Source organism: Streptomyces sp. NPDC006174, assembly GCF_040614075.1.
Classification (GTDB): domain Bacteria; phylum Actinomycetota; class Actinomycetes; order Streptomycetales; family Streptomycetaceae; genus Streptomyces.
In genome coordinates this window covers 320,383-338,661 of record NZ_JBEXTJ010000007.1, presented here as the reverse complement: position 1 = coordinate 338,661, position 18,279 = coordinate 320,383, and the positions used below count along the sequence as shown (strand labels likewise).

General features: G+C 70.0%; 21 protein-coding genes. All 21 read left to right on the top strand.

The window, feature by feature from the left end; genetic code table 11:
• Positions 1 to 165: 165 nt before the first annotated feature.
• The 21 genes from ABZ267_RS18660 to ABZ267_RS18560 all read left to right on the top strand — a co-directional run bounded on the left by ABZ267_RS18660 (position 166) and on the right by ABZ267_RS18560 (position 18,279).
• Positions 166 to 348, top strand: a complete 183-nt coding sequence (locus ABZ267_RS18660) for a hypothetical protein (protein WP_356364162.1) — start codon at positions 166 to 168, stop codon at positions 346 to 348.
• Positions 349 to 455: 107 nt separating this feature from the next.
• A complete protein-coding gene (locus ABZ267_RS18655; RefSeq protein WP_356746605.1) occupies positions 456 to 1,337 on the top strand; it encodes a hypothetical protein in 882 nt (293 codons plus the stop codon).
• Between the two features lie 57 nt (positions 1,338 to 1,394).
• Complete coding sequence (locus ABZ267_RS18650; protein WP_356746604.1) at positions 1,395 to 1,616, top strand: hypothetical protein; 222 nt, start codon at positions 1,395 to 1,397, stop codon at positions 1,614 to 1,616.
• Between the two features lie 20 nt (positions 1,617 to 1,636).
• Complete coding sequence (locus ABZ267_RS18645) at positions 1,637 to 1,924, top strand: HNH endonuclease (RefSeq protein WP_356746603.1); 288 nt, start codon at positions 1,637 to 1,639, stop codon at positions 1,922 to 1,924.
• Positions 1,925 to 2,140: 216 nt separating this feature from the next.
• Positions 2,141 to 2,581, top strand: coding sequence for an AAA family ATPase (locus ABZ267_RS18640; protein ID WP_356746602.1), 441 nt, complete (start codon positions 2,141 to 2,143; stop codon positions 2,579 to 2,581).
• Positions 2,582 to 2,780: 199 nt separating this feature from the next.
• Positions 2,781 to 3,038: a hypothetical protein gene (locus ABZ267_RS18635; RefSeq protein ID WP_356363347.1), complete on the top strand. Its 258-nt coding sequence runs from the start codon at positions 2,781 to 2,783 to the stop codon at positions 3,036 to 3,038.
• A 37-nt stretch (positions 3,039 to 3,075) separates the two neighbouring features.
• The gene (locus ABZ267_RS18630) at positions 3,076 to 4,536 is read left to right on the top strand and encodes a terminase (protein WP_356746601.1); all 1,461 of its coding nucleotides are present in this window, start codon (positions 3,076 to 3,078) and stop codon (positions 4,534 to 4,536) included.
• Positions 4,530 to 4,688, top strand: coding sequence for a hypothetical protein (locus tag ABZ267_RS18625; RefSeq protein WP_356746600.1), 159 nt, complete (start codon positions 4,530 to 4,532; stop codon positions 4,686 to 4,688). Before ABZ267_RS18630 ends, ABZ267_RS18625 begins: the two co-directional genes overlap by 7 nt.
• Positions 4,685 to 6,016: a phage portal protein gene (locus tag ABZ267_RS18620; RefSeq protein ID WP_356746599.1), complete on the top strand. Its 1,332-nt coding sequence runs from the start codon at positions 4,685 to 4,687 to the stop codon at positions 6,014 to 6,016. Before ABZ267_RS18625 ends, ABZ267_RS18620 begins: the two co-directional genes overlap by 4 nt.
• Entirely contained in the window at positions 6,000 to 6,746 is a 747-nt protein-coding gene (locus tag ABZ267_RS18615) for an HK97 family phage prohead protease (RefSeq protein ID WP_356746598.1), read from the top strand. The genes ABZ267_RS18620 and ABZ267_RS18615 overlap by 17 nt, the downstream gene beginning before the upstream one ends.
• Positions 6,747 to 6,812: 66 nt before the next feature.
• Complete coding sequence (locus ABZ267_RS18610; protein WP_356746597.1) at positions 6,813 to 8,075, top strand: phage major capsid protein; 1,263 nt, start codon at positions 6,813 to 6,815, stop codon at positions 8,073 to 8,075.
• 41 nt (positions 8,076 to 8,116) lie between these two features.
• Positions 8,117 to 8,500, top strand: coding sequence for a hypothetical protein (locus ABZ267_RS18605; RefSeq protein ID WP_356746596.1), 384 nt, complete (start codon positions 8,117 to 8,119; stop codon positions 8,498 to 8,500).
• Complete coding sequence (locus ABZ267_RS18600) at positions 8,500 to 8,718, top strand: hypothetical protein (RefSeq protein ID WP_356746595.1); 219 nt, start codon at positions 8,500 to 8,502, stop codon at positions 8,716 to 8,718. Before ABZ267_RS18605 ends, ABZ267_RS18600 begins: the two co-directional genes overlap by 1 nt.
• A 12-nt stretch (positions 8,719 to 8,730) precedes the next feature.
• Positions 8,731 to 9,279 carry a head-tail connector protein gene (locus tag ABZ267_RS18595; RefSeq protein ID WP_356746594.1) on the top strand — a complete coding sequence of 183 codons (549 nt, stop codon included), beginning with the start codon at positions 8,731 to 8,733 and terminating at the stop codon, positions 9,277 to 9,279.
• Entirely contained in the window at positions 9,279 to 9,749 is a 471-nt protein-coding gene (locus ABZ267_RS18590) for a hypothetical protein (RefSeq protein WP_356363913.1), read from the top strand. The genes ABZ267_RS18595 and ABZ267_RS18590 overlap by 1 nt, the downstream gene beginning before the upstream one ends.
• A gap of 22 nt (positions 9,750 to 9,771) precedes the next feature.
• Positions 9,772 to 10,038: a hypothetical protein gene (locus tag ABZ267_RS18585; RefSeq protein ID WP_356363916.1), complete on the top strand. Its 267-nt coding sequence runs from the start codon at positions 9,772 to 9,774 to the stop codon at positions 10,036 to 10,038.
• A gap of 3 nt (positions 10,039 to 10,041) precedes the next feature.
• Complete coding sequence (locus ABZ267_RS18580) at positions 10,042 to 11,028, top strand: phage tail tube protein (RefSeq protein WP_356746593.1); 987 nt, start codon at positions 10,042 to 10,044, stop codon at positions 11,026 to 11,028.
• 11 nt (positions 11,029 to 11,039) lie between these two features.
• A complete protein-coding gene (locus ABZ267_RS18575; protein WP_356746592.1) occupies positions 11,040 to 11,555 on the top strand; it encodes a hypothetical protein in 516 nt (171 codons plus the stop codon).
• 9 nt (positions 11,556 to 11,564) lie between these two features.
• Positions 11,565 to 12,083: a hypothetical protein gene (locus ABZ267_RS18570; RefSeq protein ID WP_356746591.1), complete on the top strand. Its 519-nt coding sequence runs from the start codon at positions 11,565 to 11,567 to the stop codon at positions 12,081 to 12,083.
• A gap of 130 nt (positions 12,084 to 12,213) precedes the next feature.
• Positions 12,214 to 15,822, top strand: a complete 3,609-nt coding sequence (locus tag ABZ267_RS18565) for a hypothetical protein (RefSeq protein WP_356746590.1) — start codon at positions 12,214 to 12,216, stop codon at positions 15,820 to 15,822.
• 3 nt (positions 15,823 to 15,825) lie between these two features.
• A complete protein-coding gene (locus ABZ267_RS18560) occupies positions 15,826 to 18,279 on the top strand; it encodes a LamG-like jellyroll fold domain-containing protein (RefSeq protein ID WP_356746589.1) in 2,454 nt (817 codons plus the stop codon).

Genomic DNA, 18,279 nt, shown 5'->3' with positions numbered 1-18,279 from the left:
CAGCTTCACCCAGCAGGAGCTGCCGTACTGCCCGCGCTGCGGCGGCCACTACCCCGCCCACAGCCACTGACCGACCCCACTGTCCGACCCGGGCCGTACGCTCGGCTCACGAGGCCCCACCGCCATCCCCCGTCGGTGGGGCCTCACCACGTACACACTGGGCCCATGACCCTCGTCGACCTCTACGCCGCCCGCATCGCCACCGGGAAGAGCTCCGCCACCCTCCGCACCTGGATCCACCGCGGCGAACTCACCCGCCACGGCTACGACGACCGCGGACGGGCCCTCATCGACCTCGACGACCTCCACGCCCTCATCGCCGCGAAGGCCGGACTCGTGTCGGCTTGACCCCCGCTCCGAGCTGCTGCAACACTGCCCCCAGCAGTTCACGCATGCCCACAAGCCCCCGCAGCGGCCACCGGCCCCGGGGGCTTCGTCGTACCCCGGGAGGTGACATGGCCCTCCCCGACGGCGCCGAGCGCATCACGATCACCGACAGCCGTACGCATCCCGACGGCGGCCCCATGCGCGGCCGCGTCATCCTCCGACCAGCACCCGCCGTCGTCACCAACCCCACGGCCGGCCACATCGCCCAAGGCGAGGCCGAAGGCCGCTGGATCGACGGCGAGCTGTCCCTGACCGTGCTGGCCGCCGACGCGACCGGGTACGAGCCCACCGGGTACACGCACATGGTGATGGAGCGGCCCGACGACGCGGCACCGCGCGACTACCCGGTGCTGCTGACGACCGCGCTCGGATCCACCATCGACCTCGCCGCTCTCGCGCCCGCCGAGCCGTACACCGGGGACTACGTCCTCGTACCCGGCCCCGCAGGCCCGGCAGGCGCCGACGGAGCGCAAGGCCCGCCCGGCACCCCACCCACCGGGGACCAGGTCGGCGTCACCCGGGTCGTGGACAAGCCGAGCGACGAGCAGGTGCAGAGCAGCATCGGCCTCCAGGACGACGACCACCTCACCCTCAGCGTCACCGCCGGAGGCCGGTACGCGATCTCCGCTGTGCTCTCTGTCGACGGGGACCCAGCTGCCGACCTCCTGCTGACCATCACCGCACCGCCCGGGTCGACAGGCTTCTGGACGCCTGGAGCGATCACGCTGGGCGTGTCCGATGGGACGGGCAGCATTCGGCTCACCCGGTACCTTCCGGGGCAGACCATCGGCGTGGGAGTCATCGCAGCCGGGCTCGTCGTCAGGCCGGACGGCAGCTTCACAGCTGGGGCGACCGGGTTCATCACCGTGCAGTGGGCGCAGGTCGCCCCCAGCGCCACACCGACGGTGGTGCGGACAGGCTCGCGCCTGGAGCTGACCCGAACCGCCTGACAGCGGCCCGCTGGTGCCCCGATGATGGCCCCTCACGCCACCATCCCTGGGGGGACCATGCGCACCCGCACCACCATCACCGCGCTCATCGCGGCCACCCTGCTCACCCTCACCGGGTGCAGCAGCGGCTACACCGCCGACGACTGCGCAGCCGCCATTGACGACACGTCGACCAAGACCAACCGCCCCGTCGAGTGCCAGGACATCTCGGACGAGGACTACGAGACGCTGCACCTGGGCTACATCATCCGGAACAGCGGGGTCGTGCCCCCGAGCTGACCCGCCAGGAGGTGGCGCCCGTGGCCGGTAACCCCCGCAACGGGCGCCCCTACCGGGCCCTGTGCGACTGGCTGCGGACCCAGCGTCTCCCGTGCTGGCTCTGCGGCCACAACATCGCCTACGAGATCACCGGGCCCGACGCGGGCAAACACCCGCTCGCCTTCACCCTGGACCACGAGCAGCCCGTGTCGAAGCGCCCGGACCTCCTCCTCGACCCGGCCAACGCGCGGGCGGCACACCGCCGCTGCAACAGCGCACGCGGCAACCGGACCACGATCCCGCAGCCCCGAGCCTCACGGAGATGGTGACCATGGCCAGTTGGCCCTTCCGGAAGCGCAGCAGAGCACTGTGGACAGTCAGGTGTAGCGCCTCAGGCGCAAGCCAGCCCCCTACCGCCATCATCACCGTGGCCCCTCCCCTCACCCTCGGCGAGTTCACCAGGTTGCGACACGCGCTCATGACCCACGGGCTCGGCGCCACCCAGATCGAGGCGCGGCTCGTTCCGCCTGCCGCACGGTAGCGCCGTGCTGTACGTGATCACCGGCCCGCCCGGCGCGGGCAAGTCCAGCTACATCCGCGCCCATGCCAAGCCGTGCGACATCGTCATCGACCTCGACCTCATCGCCCTCGCCATGGCCGGACCAGGCGCAGACCACCACAACCACAGCCCCGAACTCCTCCGGGTGGTGTACCGCGCCCGCCAGGCCGCCGTACACGAGGCCGAGCGACTGGTGGACAAGGTCGACGTCTATCTGATCCACACGATGCCGCAGGCCAAGGCCCGCGCGCACTACAAGCGCCTCAACGCGAAGGTCATCACCGTCGACCCGGGCGAAGCCATCGTCCGCCAGCGCGTCAAGGACATGCGGCAACCCGCCATGGACGCCGTCGTCACCCGCTGGTACCGCGACCGCCGGCGAGGCGGATCACGGCCCGTCACCACCCAGGCATCACGGTCCTGGTGATCACCAACGCGCGGCCGGACAAGCCCACGACGGGGAGAGAGTGGATCAAGACTTCAGCCGATGAAGGGGCGACCCAAACGCCCTTGTCGCCCTGTTTTTTGCGCGGCCATTTTCAAAGATCATTCCGCGAGATTGTGAAGCTGACCCAATTAGTGGCCGTCACTCTTGGTGACGTGACGGAGTGTGACGGGGGTGGCTCATGGTCGCTGACGAGATCTCGGCCGAGCTTGACAAACTGGGCGTGACCAGCCTCGCACCCGGTCGAGTCGCCGTTGCGCTGAAGCTCGCGCGGGCGCTTGACGGGATCGCCGATGGTGACTCTCCGACATCACAGGCCGTCGTGGCCGACAAGCTCGACACGATCATGGCCAAGCTGCGCGCCATCGCGCCGCCCGCGACGGAGGGGGACATCGTCGATGAGCTCGCTTCCCGCCGTCCGGGCCGACAGAGCGCCTGAGCTAGTCCCTGACGGGCGTGGCGTACAGCGCCCGAGGGTGTTCACCGCGCCGCCGTACACGTCCACCGCCGGGCAGGAGGCCGTGGAACTGGCGGCCCACGCCGGGTTGATGCTCGACAACTGGCAGCAGTTCGCCCTTCACGTCGGCCTGGGAGAGCGCCAGGGCGGCGCGTGGTCCGCCTTCGAGGTCGCGGTGAACGTCCCACGCCAGAACGGCAAGGGCGGGATCATCGAGGCGCGCGAACTCTGGGGCCTCTTCGTCGGCGGTGAGCGCCTCATCCTGCACAGCGCCCACGAGTTCAAGACCAGCATCGAGGCGTTCCGGCGCATCGTCGCGCTGGTCACGAACTGTGACAGCCTGCGGAAACGCGTCAAGGCGATCCGCCGGACGACCGGCGAGGAAGCGATCGAGCTGCTGAACGGGCAGCGCCTGCGGTTCCTGGCCCGCTCCGGCGGCTCCGGCCGTGGCTTCACGGGCAACTGCAACATCCTCGACGAGGACATGATCCTGGGCGATGACGCGATGGGCGCCCTGATGCCGACCATGGCGGCCGTGAAGGACCCGCAGGTCTGGTACTTCGGGTCCGCTGGGATCGGCTCTCCGTCACAGCAGCTGGCCCGCCTGCGGCGCCGTGCGCTTGCCGCGGTGGAGTTGGGCGTCCCTGACCCGTCGTTGGCGTACATGGAGTGGTCGATCGACCCGCACCTGCGGGAGTGCCCGCCCGGCTGCACGGACCACGATGACCCGCTGTCACCGCTCTCGGTGGCGAAGGCCAACCCGGCGCTGGGCTACCGGCTGACGCTGGAGCACACGGAGCGGGAGCGGTTGACCATGTCGGACGAGATCTTCGCGCGTGAGCGGCTCGGTGTCGGCGACTACCCCAGCGATGGGGAGGACGCGTGGCGGGTCATCGACGAGGACGTGTGGCGGGCCCTGGCGGACGGCACGTCGTCCATGTCGGACCCGGTGGCGTTCGCCCTGGACACGACGCCGGAGAGGTCGCACACGGCGATCTGCGCGGCCGGAGCGAACGGTGATGCCCGGCATGTGGAGGTCATCGACCACCGGCCCGGCACCGGGTGGGCGCCGGAGCGGCTGGCTGAGCTGGTCGTGAAGTGGTCACCGTGCGCGGTCGTCATCGACGAGGGCGGCCCGGCCGGCTCGCTGGTGCCCGCCGTACGCAAGGCGCTGCGGGACGCGGGGCTGTCCGAGGACGAGGTGGAGAACCTGCTCGTCATCCCGAAGACCCGGCAGGTCGCCGCGGCGGCCGGCCAGTTCTTCGACGGGGTGGCCGAGGGCGGCATCGTGCACCTGGACCAGACGCCGCTGGCGACCGCGCTGGCGGGTGCGGACAAGCGGCCGATCGGTGACGGGTGGGGCTGGGCGCGGCGCGGGGTGTCCGTGGACATCAGCCCGCTGGTGGGCTGCACGCTCGCCGCGTGGGGCCATGCCGAGCGCGCGGATGTGGAGCCGGAAGGGGCGCCGAACCTGTGGTGATCCTGCTGAGCGTCCTGGAGGTGCTGTTCGTCCTGGCCGTGGTGGTCGGGGTCGGGATGTGGTCGGTGCCGGCGGGGCTGGTCCTCGCCGGGGTGCTCGGTGTGGTGGCGACTGAGCGTGAGCAGGCGCGGCGAAAGGGGGTCAAGCGGTGAGCCTCTTCGGGTTGTTCGAGGGCAGGGCGTCGCTGGAGTCCCCTACGACGCCGCTGACGTCGTCGTCGCTGGCTGGCCTGCTGGGTGGTGGCGCGCCGGTGGAAGCGGGCGTTGTCGTCACTGAGACGGGCGCTTTGGCGATGCCTGCGGTGTACCGGGCTATCTCGGTGGTGGCCAACGTCAGCGCCGCCCTGCCGCTGCACACGTACACCGTAGGGACCAAGGACAAGACCACTGTCGATCTGTTGGACGATCCGCATCCCGAGCTGACTCCTGTCGAGCTGTGGCGGCTGGTGTTCGTGCACCGGCAGTTGTGGGGCAACGCCTACGTGCAGAAGATCCGCAACAACGCTGGTGCGATCGTGCAGTTGTGGCCCGTCCGCCCGGACCGAGTGAAGGTCGATCGGGAGCAGCCCTCGCCTGAGAACCCCAGCGGCAAGGTGTTCTGGGTGCAGACCGACGACGGTGGCCGGGTGCGGCGTACGTCCCGGGAGATCATGCACCTCCCGCACCTTGGGTACGACGGGGTAACAGGGGTCTCCCCGATCCGTGTGGCGGCACAGGGAATCGGGCTTGCCCTCGCCGCAGAGCGGGCCGCAGGGCGGCTGTACGGCTCGGGCAACATGATCTCGGGCGTCTTGCAGACCGAGCAGCGGCTTCAGCCGGAGCAGGCGGCGGCGCTGAAGGAGGGATGGAAGGCGCGGTACGGCGGGTCGCAGGCAGCCCACGATGTGGCCATTCTCGACTCCGGGGCGTCGTTCCACCCGGTGACGATGCCGTACAAGGACAGCCAGTTCCTCGAATCGAGGATGTTCCAGGTGACCGAGGTAGCCCGGATGACTGGGGTGCCGCCGTTCCTGTTGATGTCCACGGAGAAGTCCACGTCGTGGGGTACGGGGCTGGAGCAGCAGGCGCAGGGGTTCGTGACGTGGGACCTCGCGCCGACGTGGCTGACGCCGACGGAGCAGCGGGTGACGAAGGAGCTGCTGCCGAAGAACGTGTACGCGAAGTACCAGTTGGGCGGGCTACTGCGCGGTGACAGTGCGGCGCGCGCCACCTTCTACCGGGCAATGCGGGACAGCGGGGCGTACTCCGCGAACGACATCCTCGCCCTGGAAGACCTGCCGCCGATCGCCGGGCCCGAGGGCGACATGCGGTTGCAGCCGCTGTACATGGCGCCGCTGGGCTACGACCCGAGCGTCAAGGCGCCGGCGGATCTGCCGCCGGATGCGGACCGGGCGGCGCGTGCCGCCGACCATCTCGCCAAGGCGGCCGAGCTCATGGCCCCGCCGGAGACGAAGGAGGGCAGCGATGCCGAAGACGACTGAGCGCCGCGACCTGACGATCTCTGCGGCCGACGTTGCGTTGCGCGCGACCGAGGGCGGTGCGCGCCAGTTCTTCGGGCATGCCGCCGTGTTCAACAGCCGGACCGCGATCGGTAACCCGCTGACCTGGGGTTTCTACGAGGAGATCGCTGACGGGGCGTTCACCAAGACCCTGAGCGAGGGCGATTCCCGGTACCTCGTCGACCATGACACCCGGCTTGTCGTCTCGCGCGTATCGGCCGGGAGTCTGCGCCTGGCGCAGGACCAGATCGGCCTGGCCGTCAACTCGGACCTGGACGAGCGGCTCTCATACGTCGGCGACCTGATCGTGAACCTCGACAACCGGAACATCACCGGCATGAGCTTCGGGTTCCAGGTCGTCAAGGACGACTGGCAGATGGTCGACGTTGAGACGGTCGACGGCGACAAGGCTGAGGCTGAGCTGCGGATCATCCGCGAGGTGAAGCTGTTCGAGGTCAGCGCCGTGACGTTCCCGGCCTACGAGGACACCGATGCCGGACTCCGCTCCGTCGGCGTGGCCCTGGCCGCGCGCGGCGACGACGAGGCGTTCGACCGCCGGGCCGCGTACCGGCCCGAACTTCTGAACTTCCGCCACGAGCCGGGCCTTGTGCCCACTCGGGGTGGTGACGCAACCCAGCCGGGAGAGACCACTGGGGGCCGTCAGGCGATGCGCATGGAGGCGCTTGCCGCCCGCTACCTGCTCGCGCGGTAGCTGCTCTCACAACCCTTTCCAGCCCCTCACCGCACGGTGGTGGGGCTACTCGTGCTGGGAGGCACAATGCCCAACCTTCAGACCCTGCTCGACAAGAGGGCCACCGCGTGGAACGCGGCGCAGGAGTTCCAGTCCCGCGGCGACGACAAGCCGCTGTCCGCCGAAGACCGGTCCGCGTGGGACGCGGCCCTGGCCGACGTGGAGCAGCTGTCCAAGGACATCGAGACCGAGCAGCGTCACGCGAAGCTCTCGTCCGTCGACTACTCGCAGATCGTCGCTCCGGGGGCGGACACCGAGGAGGCCGAGGAGGCGCGCGCCCGCCACGGTGGCGAGGACGGGGTGAAGGCGTACACCGCGGCGTACCGCTCGTGGATGCGTGACGGCACCCAGGACCTCACCTCCGAGGAGCGCGCGACCCTGCGGACCGGCTGGTTCGACGGCAAGGAGCTGCGCGCGCAGGGCGTCGCAACCGGCGCGGCCGGCGGGTACCTCGTGCCTCCGGCCTTCCGGGCCAAGCTCGTGGAAGCCGTCACGTTCTACTCGTCGATGCGCGACGTGGCCGAAGTCATCACCACGGAGACGGGGGCGACCCTGCCGTGGCCGACGGCCAACGACACCGGAAACATGGGCGCGATCCTGGGCGAGAACACGCAGGTCGGCGAGCAGGACGTGGAGCTGGGGCAGGCCGACATCGGCGCCTACATGTACACGTCCAAGCTGGTCCGCGTCTCGCTCCAGCTGCTCCAGGACAACGCGTTCGACCTGGAGTCGTGGCTGGCCCGCAAGCTCGGGGAGCGCATCGGCCGCATTCAGAACGTCCACTTCACCACCGGCACCGGCAGCTCTCAGCCTGAGGGCGCGCAGACGAACGCCGTCATCGGGAAGACGGGCGGCACCGGGCAGACCACGTCGGTCACGTACGACGACCTGATCGACCTGATCCACAGCATCGACGCCTCGTACCGCAACGGCGGCCGGGTGCAGTTCATGCTGAACGACGCCACCCTCGCCGCGGTCCGGAAGCTGAAGGACGGGCAGAACCGCCCGCTCTGGGAGCCGAGTATCCAGGTCGGGGTCCCGGACGGCCTGCTCGGCTACAAGTACACCGTCAACCAGAACATGCCCGTCATGGCGGCGAACGCGAAGAGCATCCTGTTCGGCGACTTCTTCGCGGGCTACCTGATCCGCGACGTGCGGGACGTGCAGATGCTGCGTCTGGCCGAGCGGTACGCGGACTTCCTCCAGGTCGGGTTCCTGGGCTTCGCCCGGGCGGACGGCACCCCGCAGGACACCGCCGCGTACAAGGCGTACCGCAACTCCGCGACCTGATCCGCCGATCCCCGCACGCCACGAGGCAGAAGGAGTACGACATGGCGACCACGCCGAAGAAGGAGAGCACCGATTCCGGGGTGCTCCAGGAGAAGCCGGACGCGTCTGCGGCGACGGTGGGTGACCATGACCGCATCGTCATGGCGTCGCGCCGCGCGGACGGCAGCATGGACCAGAACCGGCCCGAGTTCATCGGGGACCCGGAGGTGGCCGTCGCCGCCGCGAAGGAGCAGCTGGGCCAGCAGGCGGCCAGCGCCGTGGACGTCGCGGCCCGCGGGGTGTCCAGCACCCCGGAGGGCGAGGGCTCGTCGGAGCCCGACCCCGACGTCGCGGCGCTGAAGGAGGCGCAGGACAAGGCCATCGCGTCGGCCAAGTCCCAGGCCGAGCGTGAGGTCCGTGACCTGCACCAGGGGCTGGGTGGCTGATGGCCCGCATCCGACTGCTGACGAGCGTGTCGGGCCGCGGGTTCGCGTGGGCGCCGGGTGAGGTCGTGGACCTGCCCGGCGCCGAGGCGGCGGCGTGGGCCGACGGGGTTCGCGCCGAGCTTGTACGCGACGAGCAGCCCGAGACGCCGGAGGCTGCGGCCGTACGGCCGGAGCGGACCCGGAAGCGGCCGGCCCAGCGCGAGACCCGCACCACGTAGAAGGGGGCGGCCGTGGCACTGCTCACCCTGGCCGAGGCGAAACGGCAGGCAGACGTACGGAGCGAGGCGCAGGACGCGGAGATCCAGCTGTACATCGACGCGCTGACCTCGGTCATCGAGGGCTACGTGGGGGTAGTGGAGGAGCGGGAGGTCACGGACACCGTGACCGGCCAGGGCCCGGCGGTCGCGCTGCTGCACCCGCCGGTCCTGTCCGTCACCTCCCTCACCCCGACGGAGCCGGGCGGGACGGCCGTGGACGTGGCCAGGCTGCGCGTGGACGGCCCGTCCGGGGTCATCGCGTACGCCGACCGCACCCTGTTCTCCGGCGGCCCGTGGACCGCCGTGTACCGGGCCGGGCGCACCGAGGTCCCGGCCACGATCCGGCTCGCCGCGCTTCTGCTGTTTCAGCATCTGTGGCGCACCCGCAACGGCCCGGCCCGCGGCGGTGGCAGCTCGGACGACTACAGCGTCACCGAGCCCATCCCGGGTTTCGGGTATGCCGTGCCGAACAGGGTGCTCGAACTGCTGGAGCCGTACAAGCGCCCGCCGGCGGTGGGCTGATGGCGACGTCTGCGGTACCCGCCACGATCACCGCGCTGCTCACCGCGCTGAAGGCGGCCCCGGAGCTGGCCATGGTGCGGGTCATCGACGGGCCGCCGCCCAGCACCAACTTCAGCGAGTCCGACCGGCTCTACGTCGGCTGGTCTCCCGGGGCTGAGCAAGCGGCCGAGATCCAGCAGGCGTTCGCCGGGGCCGGGGCTCGGACTCGGGACGAGGACGCGTCCATCTCCTGCTACATCGAAACGCGTGAGGGCGCTGGTGACATGGCCTGGTGCCGTGACCACGTCTTCGAGCTGCTTGCCGTGGTGGAGGACTTGCTCCGGGCCACCAACGCCGTTCCGGACGCGCCGACGTTGGGCGGGGCGGTGCTCTGGTCCGAGCTGACGGCCGGATCCCTCGTGCAGGAACAGGGCCCGGACGGCGCGTATGCCGGGCTTGGCTTCACGGTGCGCACGCGCGCCCGCATCTGATCACTCAACGAAGGAGTACGCCATGGCGCGAGTGCGCTACATCGGCGCCGAGCCGGTCACCGTGCCGGAGCTCGGCAGCAGGACCGTTCAGCCGGACGAGCTGGTGGAGGTGCCCGACGGCCGGTTCGACGGGTACGTGTGCCAGACCGCCACGTGGGAGGCGGTGGAGGAGCCGGCGTGGCGGGCCGAGCACGGCCCCGAGAGGGTCTCCTTCACGGGCAAGGAAGCCGTCACGCCGAAGAAGACGACCAGCGTGGCAAAGGCCGCGCCGAGCTCGAAGGAGGGCTGACCCATGGCGATCGGTTCCGGGCTTGGCGCCCAGATCGGCATCGCGGCCGAGAGCAGCTACGGCACGTTCGTCGCGCCGGCGAAGTTCATCGAGTTCACGAAGGAGGGCCTGGCCCTCCAGAAGACGACCGCCCAGTCGGCGGGGATCGCGGCGGGTCGGCTGGTGCCGCTGTCGTCGCGGCGGGTGGTGACTCAGCGGCAGGCGTCCGGCAGCCTGGAGATGGAGGTCACCAACAAGGCCATGGGTGTGCTGCTCCAGACGCTCATGGGTACGACGGTGACCCCAGTACAGCAGGCGGCAACGGCGGCGTACCTCCAGACGCACATCCTCACGGACACGGCGGGCAAGTCGCTGACGATCCAGAAGGGTGTGCCGCTGACCACGGGTACGGTCACCGACAAAACCTTCCTGGGCTGCAAGGTCATCTCGGCCGAGTTCTCGTGCGAGGTCGGCGGGATGCTGGTCGCCACGTTCGAGATCGATGCGAAGGACTGCGACGAGACCCAGACCCTGGCCGTCGCCACGTACCCGGCCATGTCACCGTTCCACTTCGGGCAGATGTCGGTGAAGACCGGCACGTACAACTCCGAGGTCGCGCTCGACGGGATCCGCAAGGTGTCCGTGAAGATCGAGCGACCGCAGGCAGTCGAGCGGTTCTACGCCGGGCAGGCCGGGCTGAAGAAGGAGCCGATCTCGAACGACCAGGTGAAGATCACCGGGTCGCTGGAGACCGACTACGTCGCCACCACCCTGGACGACCTGCACACCTCGGACGCCGCGACGTCGCTGGTGTGGGACTTCACCGGTGCGCTCATCGAGGGCGCGCACAACGAGCGCTTCACCGTCAAGATTCCCGCGATCCGGCTCGACGACGCGCCGCCGGTGGTGGAGGGCTTCGACCTGGTGAAGCCGACGTACAACTTCACCGGGCTGTACGACGGGACGAACCCGACGGCCATCGAGTACATGTCCACGGACATCACCCTGTAGGAGGTGGCCCGGTGGCTGTCTCCTCTGTGCAGATCCTCGGGACCGGGCAACTCCTCGAACTCCAGCGCAAGCTGCGGGCGGCCGGCCACGAGAACATCCGGTCATCCATGCAGCGGCGCATCCGCCGTGCGGCCGAGCCGCTGCGGGACGACCTCCAGTCCTCGATCCGCGGCCTGTCGATCCGCTCGACGGGCCGCGGATCGGGCAAGCGGGGCGGCCGGTCGCCGACGACGCGCCCTCTGCGGGCGTCGATCGCGCAGGCCATCCGCATCAGCGTCCGGACCGGGGGCAACCCGGGGGCCCGGGTCTGGGTCGACAAGGGTCTGCTGCCCCGGGACATCCCGATGGGCGTGCTAAACCGGCTGAACGAGGGCCGACTGCGGCACCCCGTGTTCGGCAACCGGCGCCGCTGGGCGCAACAGACGGCCACCCCGTTGTGGTGGGACGGCCCCGTACGCAAGCACACCCCCCGCATGACCGCCGAGGTGGCCCGCGTCGTGGACGACGTGCGCCGCCGTATCGAGTAGGAGCAGCCTGTGATCATCGTCTACACCCCTGCTGGCGCCGAGCCCGAGCACTACGACGCGAAGACGCTGCTGGCGTCGGAGGCGTCGATCGTGGCCCGGACCGTCGACATGAAGTGGCCGCAGGTGAAGGACGGGCTGGTCGACGAAGATCTCGACGCGATGCGCGGCGTGGTCTGGGTGCTGAAGAAGCGCCACGCGCCGACGCTGCGCTTCGGGGAATTCGACCCGGGGGTCGCCGAGATGGTCACCCGGTACGACAAGACCGAGGCCGAGGCGTGGTTCGACGCTGCGTTCAACCTGATCGGTGTGGACCCGGAGACCACGGTCGAGCGTGTGGCCACCGCGCTGCATGAGGCGGCTCCGGGTGCCGTCGCCGACCTGGAGCACGCGCGGGCGTACATCGAGACGTGCCGGGCTGAGGCCGAGGCGGGAAAAGAGCCCGAGCCGCAGCCGGTGGCGGAGCCGTCCGCACCCGCGCGCAAGACCTCTGCGAAGAAGACGTCGCCGAGCTCCGAGCCCAGTTCCTAGGCCTGTTCGCTCACCTCCTGCACATGCCACCCACGGTGGTGGACGGCCAGCTGGTGGACGACTTCTACGCCCTCGTCGTGTGGCTGGACAACCACCAGCAGCAGCTCAAGGAAGCAGGAGGTGAGTGACCGTGGCGACTCGCCTGACGTTCCTGCTCGATGGTCGTGACCAGCTGTCCCGTGTCCTGGACCGGGCCGGGGATTCCGCGAACCGGATGCACCGCCGGATCAGCGCGGCCGCCACGAACTCCAGCACCGCGATCAACGGCATGGCCCGTACGACGACGGACCGTATGGCCGGGATGCAGCGGGACACCGGGCTCGGGGCGAAGGCCGTCGACAAGCTCGTCGGGACGATGCTGACGCTGGCGCCGGCGGCGATCCCGATGGTGGCGTCGCTGGCTCCGATCGCTCCGGCGGTCGGCGCGGCGGCCGTGGCTGCTGGGGCGTACGCCGCTGCTCTGGGCCCGCAGATCGCCGCAATGACGGAGGCGGCGGAGGCGGAGAAGAAGTACACCGACGAAGTCAAGAAGTCCGGCCGCACCAGCGAGGCGGCGGTCGCGGCGCAGCTGGAGTACCAGCGGGTCGTGGCGGACATGCCGCCGGAGACCCGCCGGGCGGCCGCCGCCCTGTCGGTGCTGAAGGACGGGTACGACGATTGGTCGGACAGCCTGGCGAAGGACACCCTGTCGCCGGTCACCAAGTCGTTCGCCCTGCTCAACGGGCTGCTGCCCAAGACGAGCGGGCTGGTGCGCGGCACGTCGCGTGAGCTGGACCGTACGGTGACGATTCTGGCCGGCGGGATGCAGTCGCCTGGCCTGGACCGTTTGAACTCGCAGTTCGAGCAGTTCGCCACCGGCACGCTCCGCAAGGTCAACGACGGGCTCGTCGGCTTGATGCGGAACTCTGACGGCAAGGTCGGCTCGGGCCTGTCGGAGTTCATGGCGTACGCGCGCACCAACGGCCCAGCGGCGGCCGACACCGTGAAGAACCTCGGTCAGGCGCTGCTCAACCTCTTGGAGGCCGGGTCCGACGTGGGCGTCGGAATGCTCCAGGTCGTGAACGTCCTGGCCAAGCTCGTGGCCAGTGTCCCGCCCGAAGCCATCGCCACGTTCCTGCAACTCGCCTTCGCGATCAAGGCGGTGCAGTTGGCGGCGGTCGGTCTCGCGGCCGCGCGTACGGCAATGGCGGGTTTCGCCGTGTCGCTCGTGGCAATGCGCGTGGCGGCGGCCGCGGCGCCGACCCGGCTGGCTGGGGTGACGGCGGCGATGGGCACGATGTCCCGGGGCGCCCGGCTCGCGGCGGCCGGGACGGGTATCGGGCTGCTCGTCATCGCGCTGATGGAGCTGGAGCAGATCGGGAAGGAGGCCCCGCCGGACGTCGACAAGATGACGTCCGCCCTGGGCCGGTTCGCGGACTCGGGCCGGGTCGCGGGCGAGATGGCCCGCGTCTTCGGCAAGGATCTGTCGGGGCTGCTGGCCAGCCTCAACCTGATGGCCGCGTCCGGTAAGGGTGACGAGTTCTTCGCGCGGTTCGAGAAGAACCCGGTGTCCTTGAAGGACGCGAAGAGGGATTTCGAGGCGCTCGACAAGAGCCTCGCTGCCCTGGTCGCTGGGGGGAAGGCCGACCTGGCGGCGGCTGGGCTGGCCCGTATCAAGGTGGAGATGGGCTCGGCCGGGTTCTCCACGGCGGGCCTGAAGGATCGGCTCACCGAGTACCAGGAGGCGTTGGCCAACGCCGCCTTCGAGCAGAAGCTGATTGCCGACTCGATGGGTCTGTTCGGCCAGCAGGCTGTGGCTGTGCAGCAGAAGCTCGACGCGCAGAAGGCCAGCGCGGACGGGCTGCGGCAGTCCATCCAGGCTCTCAACGATCAGCACCGCGCAGGCTTGGGCGGGATGATCGGGTTCGAGGCGGCGATCGATTCCGCGACGGCCGCGATCAAGGGCAACGAGGAAGCCCTGTCGATGTCGGGCGGGCAGCTCAACCTCAACTCGGAGAAGGCCCGTACGGCCGCCACCGCGCTGAACGACCTCGCGGCCAAGACCGACGAGGCGGCGGCGCAGGCCCGGCAGTCGGGGGCGTCGTGGGAAACGGTCAACGGAATCTACGCCCGGGGCCGGGCCGCGCTGATCCGGTCTGCCGACGCGATGGGCCTCACCCGTGGCCAGGCCAAGGCACTCGCGGACCAGATCCTGCGGACGCCGGACAAGACGGCCAAGCTCAAGGGCAACTTGGAAGACCTCCAGGCCAAGCTGAACTCGGCGAAAGCGCAGCTCAAGTCCGTACCGGATGGGCGGCGTGCGGCACTGCGTGCGGAGATCAGCGACCTCACGCGGAAGGTGGCCGCAGCCAAGGCGGCGATCGGCAGCGTCCAGGGCAAGACGGTCTCGGTCATGGTCAACTACCGGGCCAACAAGAACCCGTCCAGCTTCGCGGCGTCGATCGGCGGATACGCATCCGGTGGCAAGCCGAAGCCGGGCGAGCTGGCGTGGGTCGGTGAAGAGGGCCCGGAGCTGGTCCGCTTCGGCGGCGGTGGGGCGGAGGTCTACTCGCACCGCTCCAGCATGGCGATGGTGGCCGATGCGTCGGCTGCCGGCCGGGATGCTGGGCTGGGGCTCCAACGCGGCATGGGCGTGGCGACCGGTGAGGTGGAGGCGTCCGGCCGCGCGCTGGCAGGGGCGATCCTGTACGGCGTCCGCGACGAGCTGGAGATCCGTTCTCCGTCGAAGAAGATGCGCGCGCTGATGAAGGACGTCGGGCGCGGGCTGATCCTGGGCATGACCGGCGAGAAGTCGAAGATCAGCGCCACGGCACGGGACTTGGTCGCGGACATCTGGGCGGCGTGGAAGGGCGTCAAGACCAACAAGGACTCCGCGCTGGTGGCCAGGGTCACGCGGGACACGCGGCGGCTCCAGACTCTGGCGACCGCCCGGGACAAGATTGCCGCGCGGATCAAGGCGGCGAACGCGTACCGGGCGACGCTGTCCACGAACGCCCGGCAGGCCGCCGGGCTTTCGTCGCTGGGGCTCCAGGATGAGGAGGTGTCGGCCGGGAGGATCCAGGCCGGGCTGAAGCAGAAGCTGGCCCGAGTCCAGCAGTTCACCCGGTACGTCGCGTCCCTCGCGAAGCGCGGGCTGAACCGGTCGCTGCTGAAGCAGGTCATCGACATGGGGCCGGACGCCGGGTACGCCTACGCCTCGGCCCTGTCCGGGATGGGCACGGCGGCACTGCGCGCGGTCAACAAGACGCAGACCAGCCTCGACCAGGCCTCCTCGAAGCTCAGCTACCTCGGGGCCGACCTGATGTACGACAACGGGCGGAACGCCGCGAAGGGCTACCTGAAGGGGCTGTCGTCGCAGCAGGCAGCGATCGAGAAGCAGATGCTCGTGATCGCCAAGGGCATGGACAAGGCGATCCGCAAGGCACTCGGGATCAGGAGTCCCTCCACCGTCGCGGCGGTGTCCGGTGCGTTCTTCACCCAAGGCGTGGCCAAGGGAGCCGTGGACGAACTGCCCGTGCTCGACCGGGCGATGGGTGCGGTGGCCGGACGGATGGCCACCATGCGGCCGACCGTCGGGCGGCCCGCGCTCGCAGGTGGCGGGGCGGGTGGTGGCCAGACGATCCAGGCGCACATCACCGTGCAGTCCCTCGACCCTCTCGCGGCCGCACGCGAGGTGCAGAAGATGCTGCTCCAGCTCGGCCGGTCGCACGGTACGAGCGTGACGTTGAAGGTGGGGTGAGCCGTGCCGGTTCTGGTGGAGGCGGGCTGGGGTGGGGTGGTGCAGTGGCCGGACACGATCACGTGGACGGACATCACCGACCGCGTCGACATGGTCCAGGGCATCACCATCACCCGGGGCGCGTCCGACGAGCTGTCGGAGACGCAGCCGGGCACGTGCACGATGACCCTGGACAACCAGGACGGGGCGCTCACCCCGGGTAATCCCGGTTCGCCGTTCGCTCCGTTCGTGCGGCGCAACGCTCCGATCCGGGTGACGCAGGTCGTCATGCCCACCCGGACCGGGGCGGGGCCGTGGCCGCTGGCCCAGCTCGCCGATGATTTCGATGACGAGCGGACCGACACGACGCTGTGGACCGCGTCCGGCGGCGCGCTGGAGACACCGCAGGGCCGACTCCAGCTGCCGCTGGTCCCGGGGGTGGTGTCGCGGTACACCAGTCAGCGGCAGTGGACGCTGACCGGCTCGCAGTTCTCGGTCAAGCTGTGCAAGGTGCCGGCGCTGGCGGGGTCGTCAGTGGCGTCGATCAGCCTCTATCTCCACTCGGCCACCAGCGGGACCCGGTTCCGCTGGTACTACCACGTGGCGACGAACGAGCTGCGGGCCCTGAACGAGGTCGGCGGTACGGACGGGGCGCCGGTGGCCATGACGTACAACTGGATCCAGCACGCGTGGGTGAGGGTGCGGGAGACCAGCGGCGTTGTGCTGTTCGAGACCAGCCCCGACGGGTGGGACTGGACGGTCCGCCGCAGCGTCAGCACCCCAGCGTGGGTGGGCACCGACCTGGTCCAGGTGGAGCTGGCCGCGTCCCGGACCGGAGGCAGCTCCGACCCGGCCGAGCTGGACCTGCTCGGCGGGGTCGCCGTCCCCCGGTTCTGGGGCGTCGTCAACGAGTGGCCGGTGTCCTGGTCCGGGTTGCAGAGCAGCGTCAGCATCAGCGCGACGGACCTCTTCAAATGGCTCAACAAGCAGCCGGCCCTGCGGTCGATGCTGGGAATGGAGGTGCTGACCCGGCATACCCTCGCCGGGATCTACGCCTACCTCGCCGCGTACTACCCGCTGTCCGAGGAGGCCGGTAGTACGGCTGCCGGTGACGTGGCCGGCCGGTTCGCCCTGGGCGCGCTGACGGTCACGCAGGTCGGCGTCGGCGGCACCCTGGAGTTCGGGACGGAGGGAGTTCCTGAGACCGGCGAGACCGCGGTCACGATGGCACCTGCGTCCGCCGGCGCCGGGCGGTACCTCGTCGCGGACACCGGGCTGGCGTTCGCTACTGACAGCATCTGGCTGCCGCAGTACCAGGTGTGGTTCAAGACGAGCGTGCCGGGCCGGGTGCTGCTCGGCCTGCACGATCCGGGCCTGGACTACCAGACCATCCTCGCCCTGAACGGGTCCGGGGTCCTGGTGGTGGAGTCGACGGAGACCGGGCCGCCGCTGTCGATCACCACCACCGCCACGGGCAACTTGGCGGACGGGAAGTGGCACCACCTCGTCTACGACCAGTCCCACAAGCGGATCTACGTGGACGGCGCGGCGGTGGGCGGCGGCCTCCTCGCGTGGTCAGCCACGGACTACCGCACCCTGTACGTCGGCGGCTACCGCGGGGCCCGCCTGTTCGACGGGCAGATCGGCCACGTGTCCGTCCACCTGGGTACCGGCCCGCTCGGTCCGCTCTACTCCCAGACCTACGACGCGATCACCGGATTCTCCGGGGAGTCGGCGGACTGGCGGGTGGAGCGGCTGGCCCGGTACGCGGGGCTGACCTCGGTCAGCATCCTCGGCAGCACCCATGACGCGATGGCGTCGCAGGGACCAGGCGGCTCCACCGTGGTGGCCCGGCTGCGGGAGGTCGAGTCGACGGAGTCCGGGAAGCTGTACGCCGAGCGCGACTGGTACGGGCTCGCCTACCAGTCGCGTGACCTGCGGTACAACCCCGACCCGGCCGACGACGCCTTTGCCATCGAGTGGGCGGACGTAGAGCCGGGCTCCGAGCTGGCGGACGACGACCAGAAGATGGCCAACCACGTCACGGCCTCACGGCCTGGCGGGGCGACGCAGACGGTGCAGGCCGCGAGCTCCATCCTCGCCTTCGGGGTGTACCCGGAGTCGATGAACCTCATCAAGACCTCCGATCTGTCGGTGCTGGACGCGGCAACGTGGCGGGTGATGCGGTACGCCAACCCCAGCCCGGAGCTGCGCGAAGTGCCGATCGAGGCGCACACGATGCCGAACTACCTCGACATCCTCGCCGCCGACATCAGCTCCCATTTCACCGTGACGGACCTGCCGCCGCAGGCGCCGGCCACCGAGCTGCGGGTCACCGTGGAGGGCTACTCCGAAACGCTCAAAGAGCGCAGCCACCGCATCCAGTTCCGTACCTCGGAGACCAGCCGCGACAGCGTGTGGGTCCTCGGTGACCCGGTCTACTCCCAGCTCGACTACACCACCCGCCTCGGCTACTGA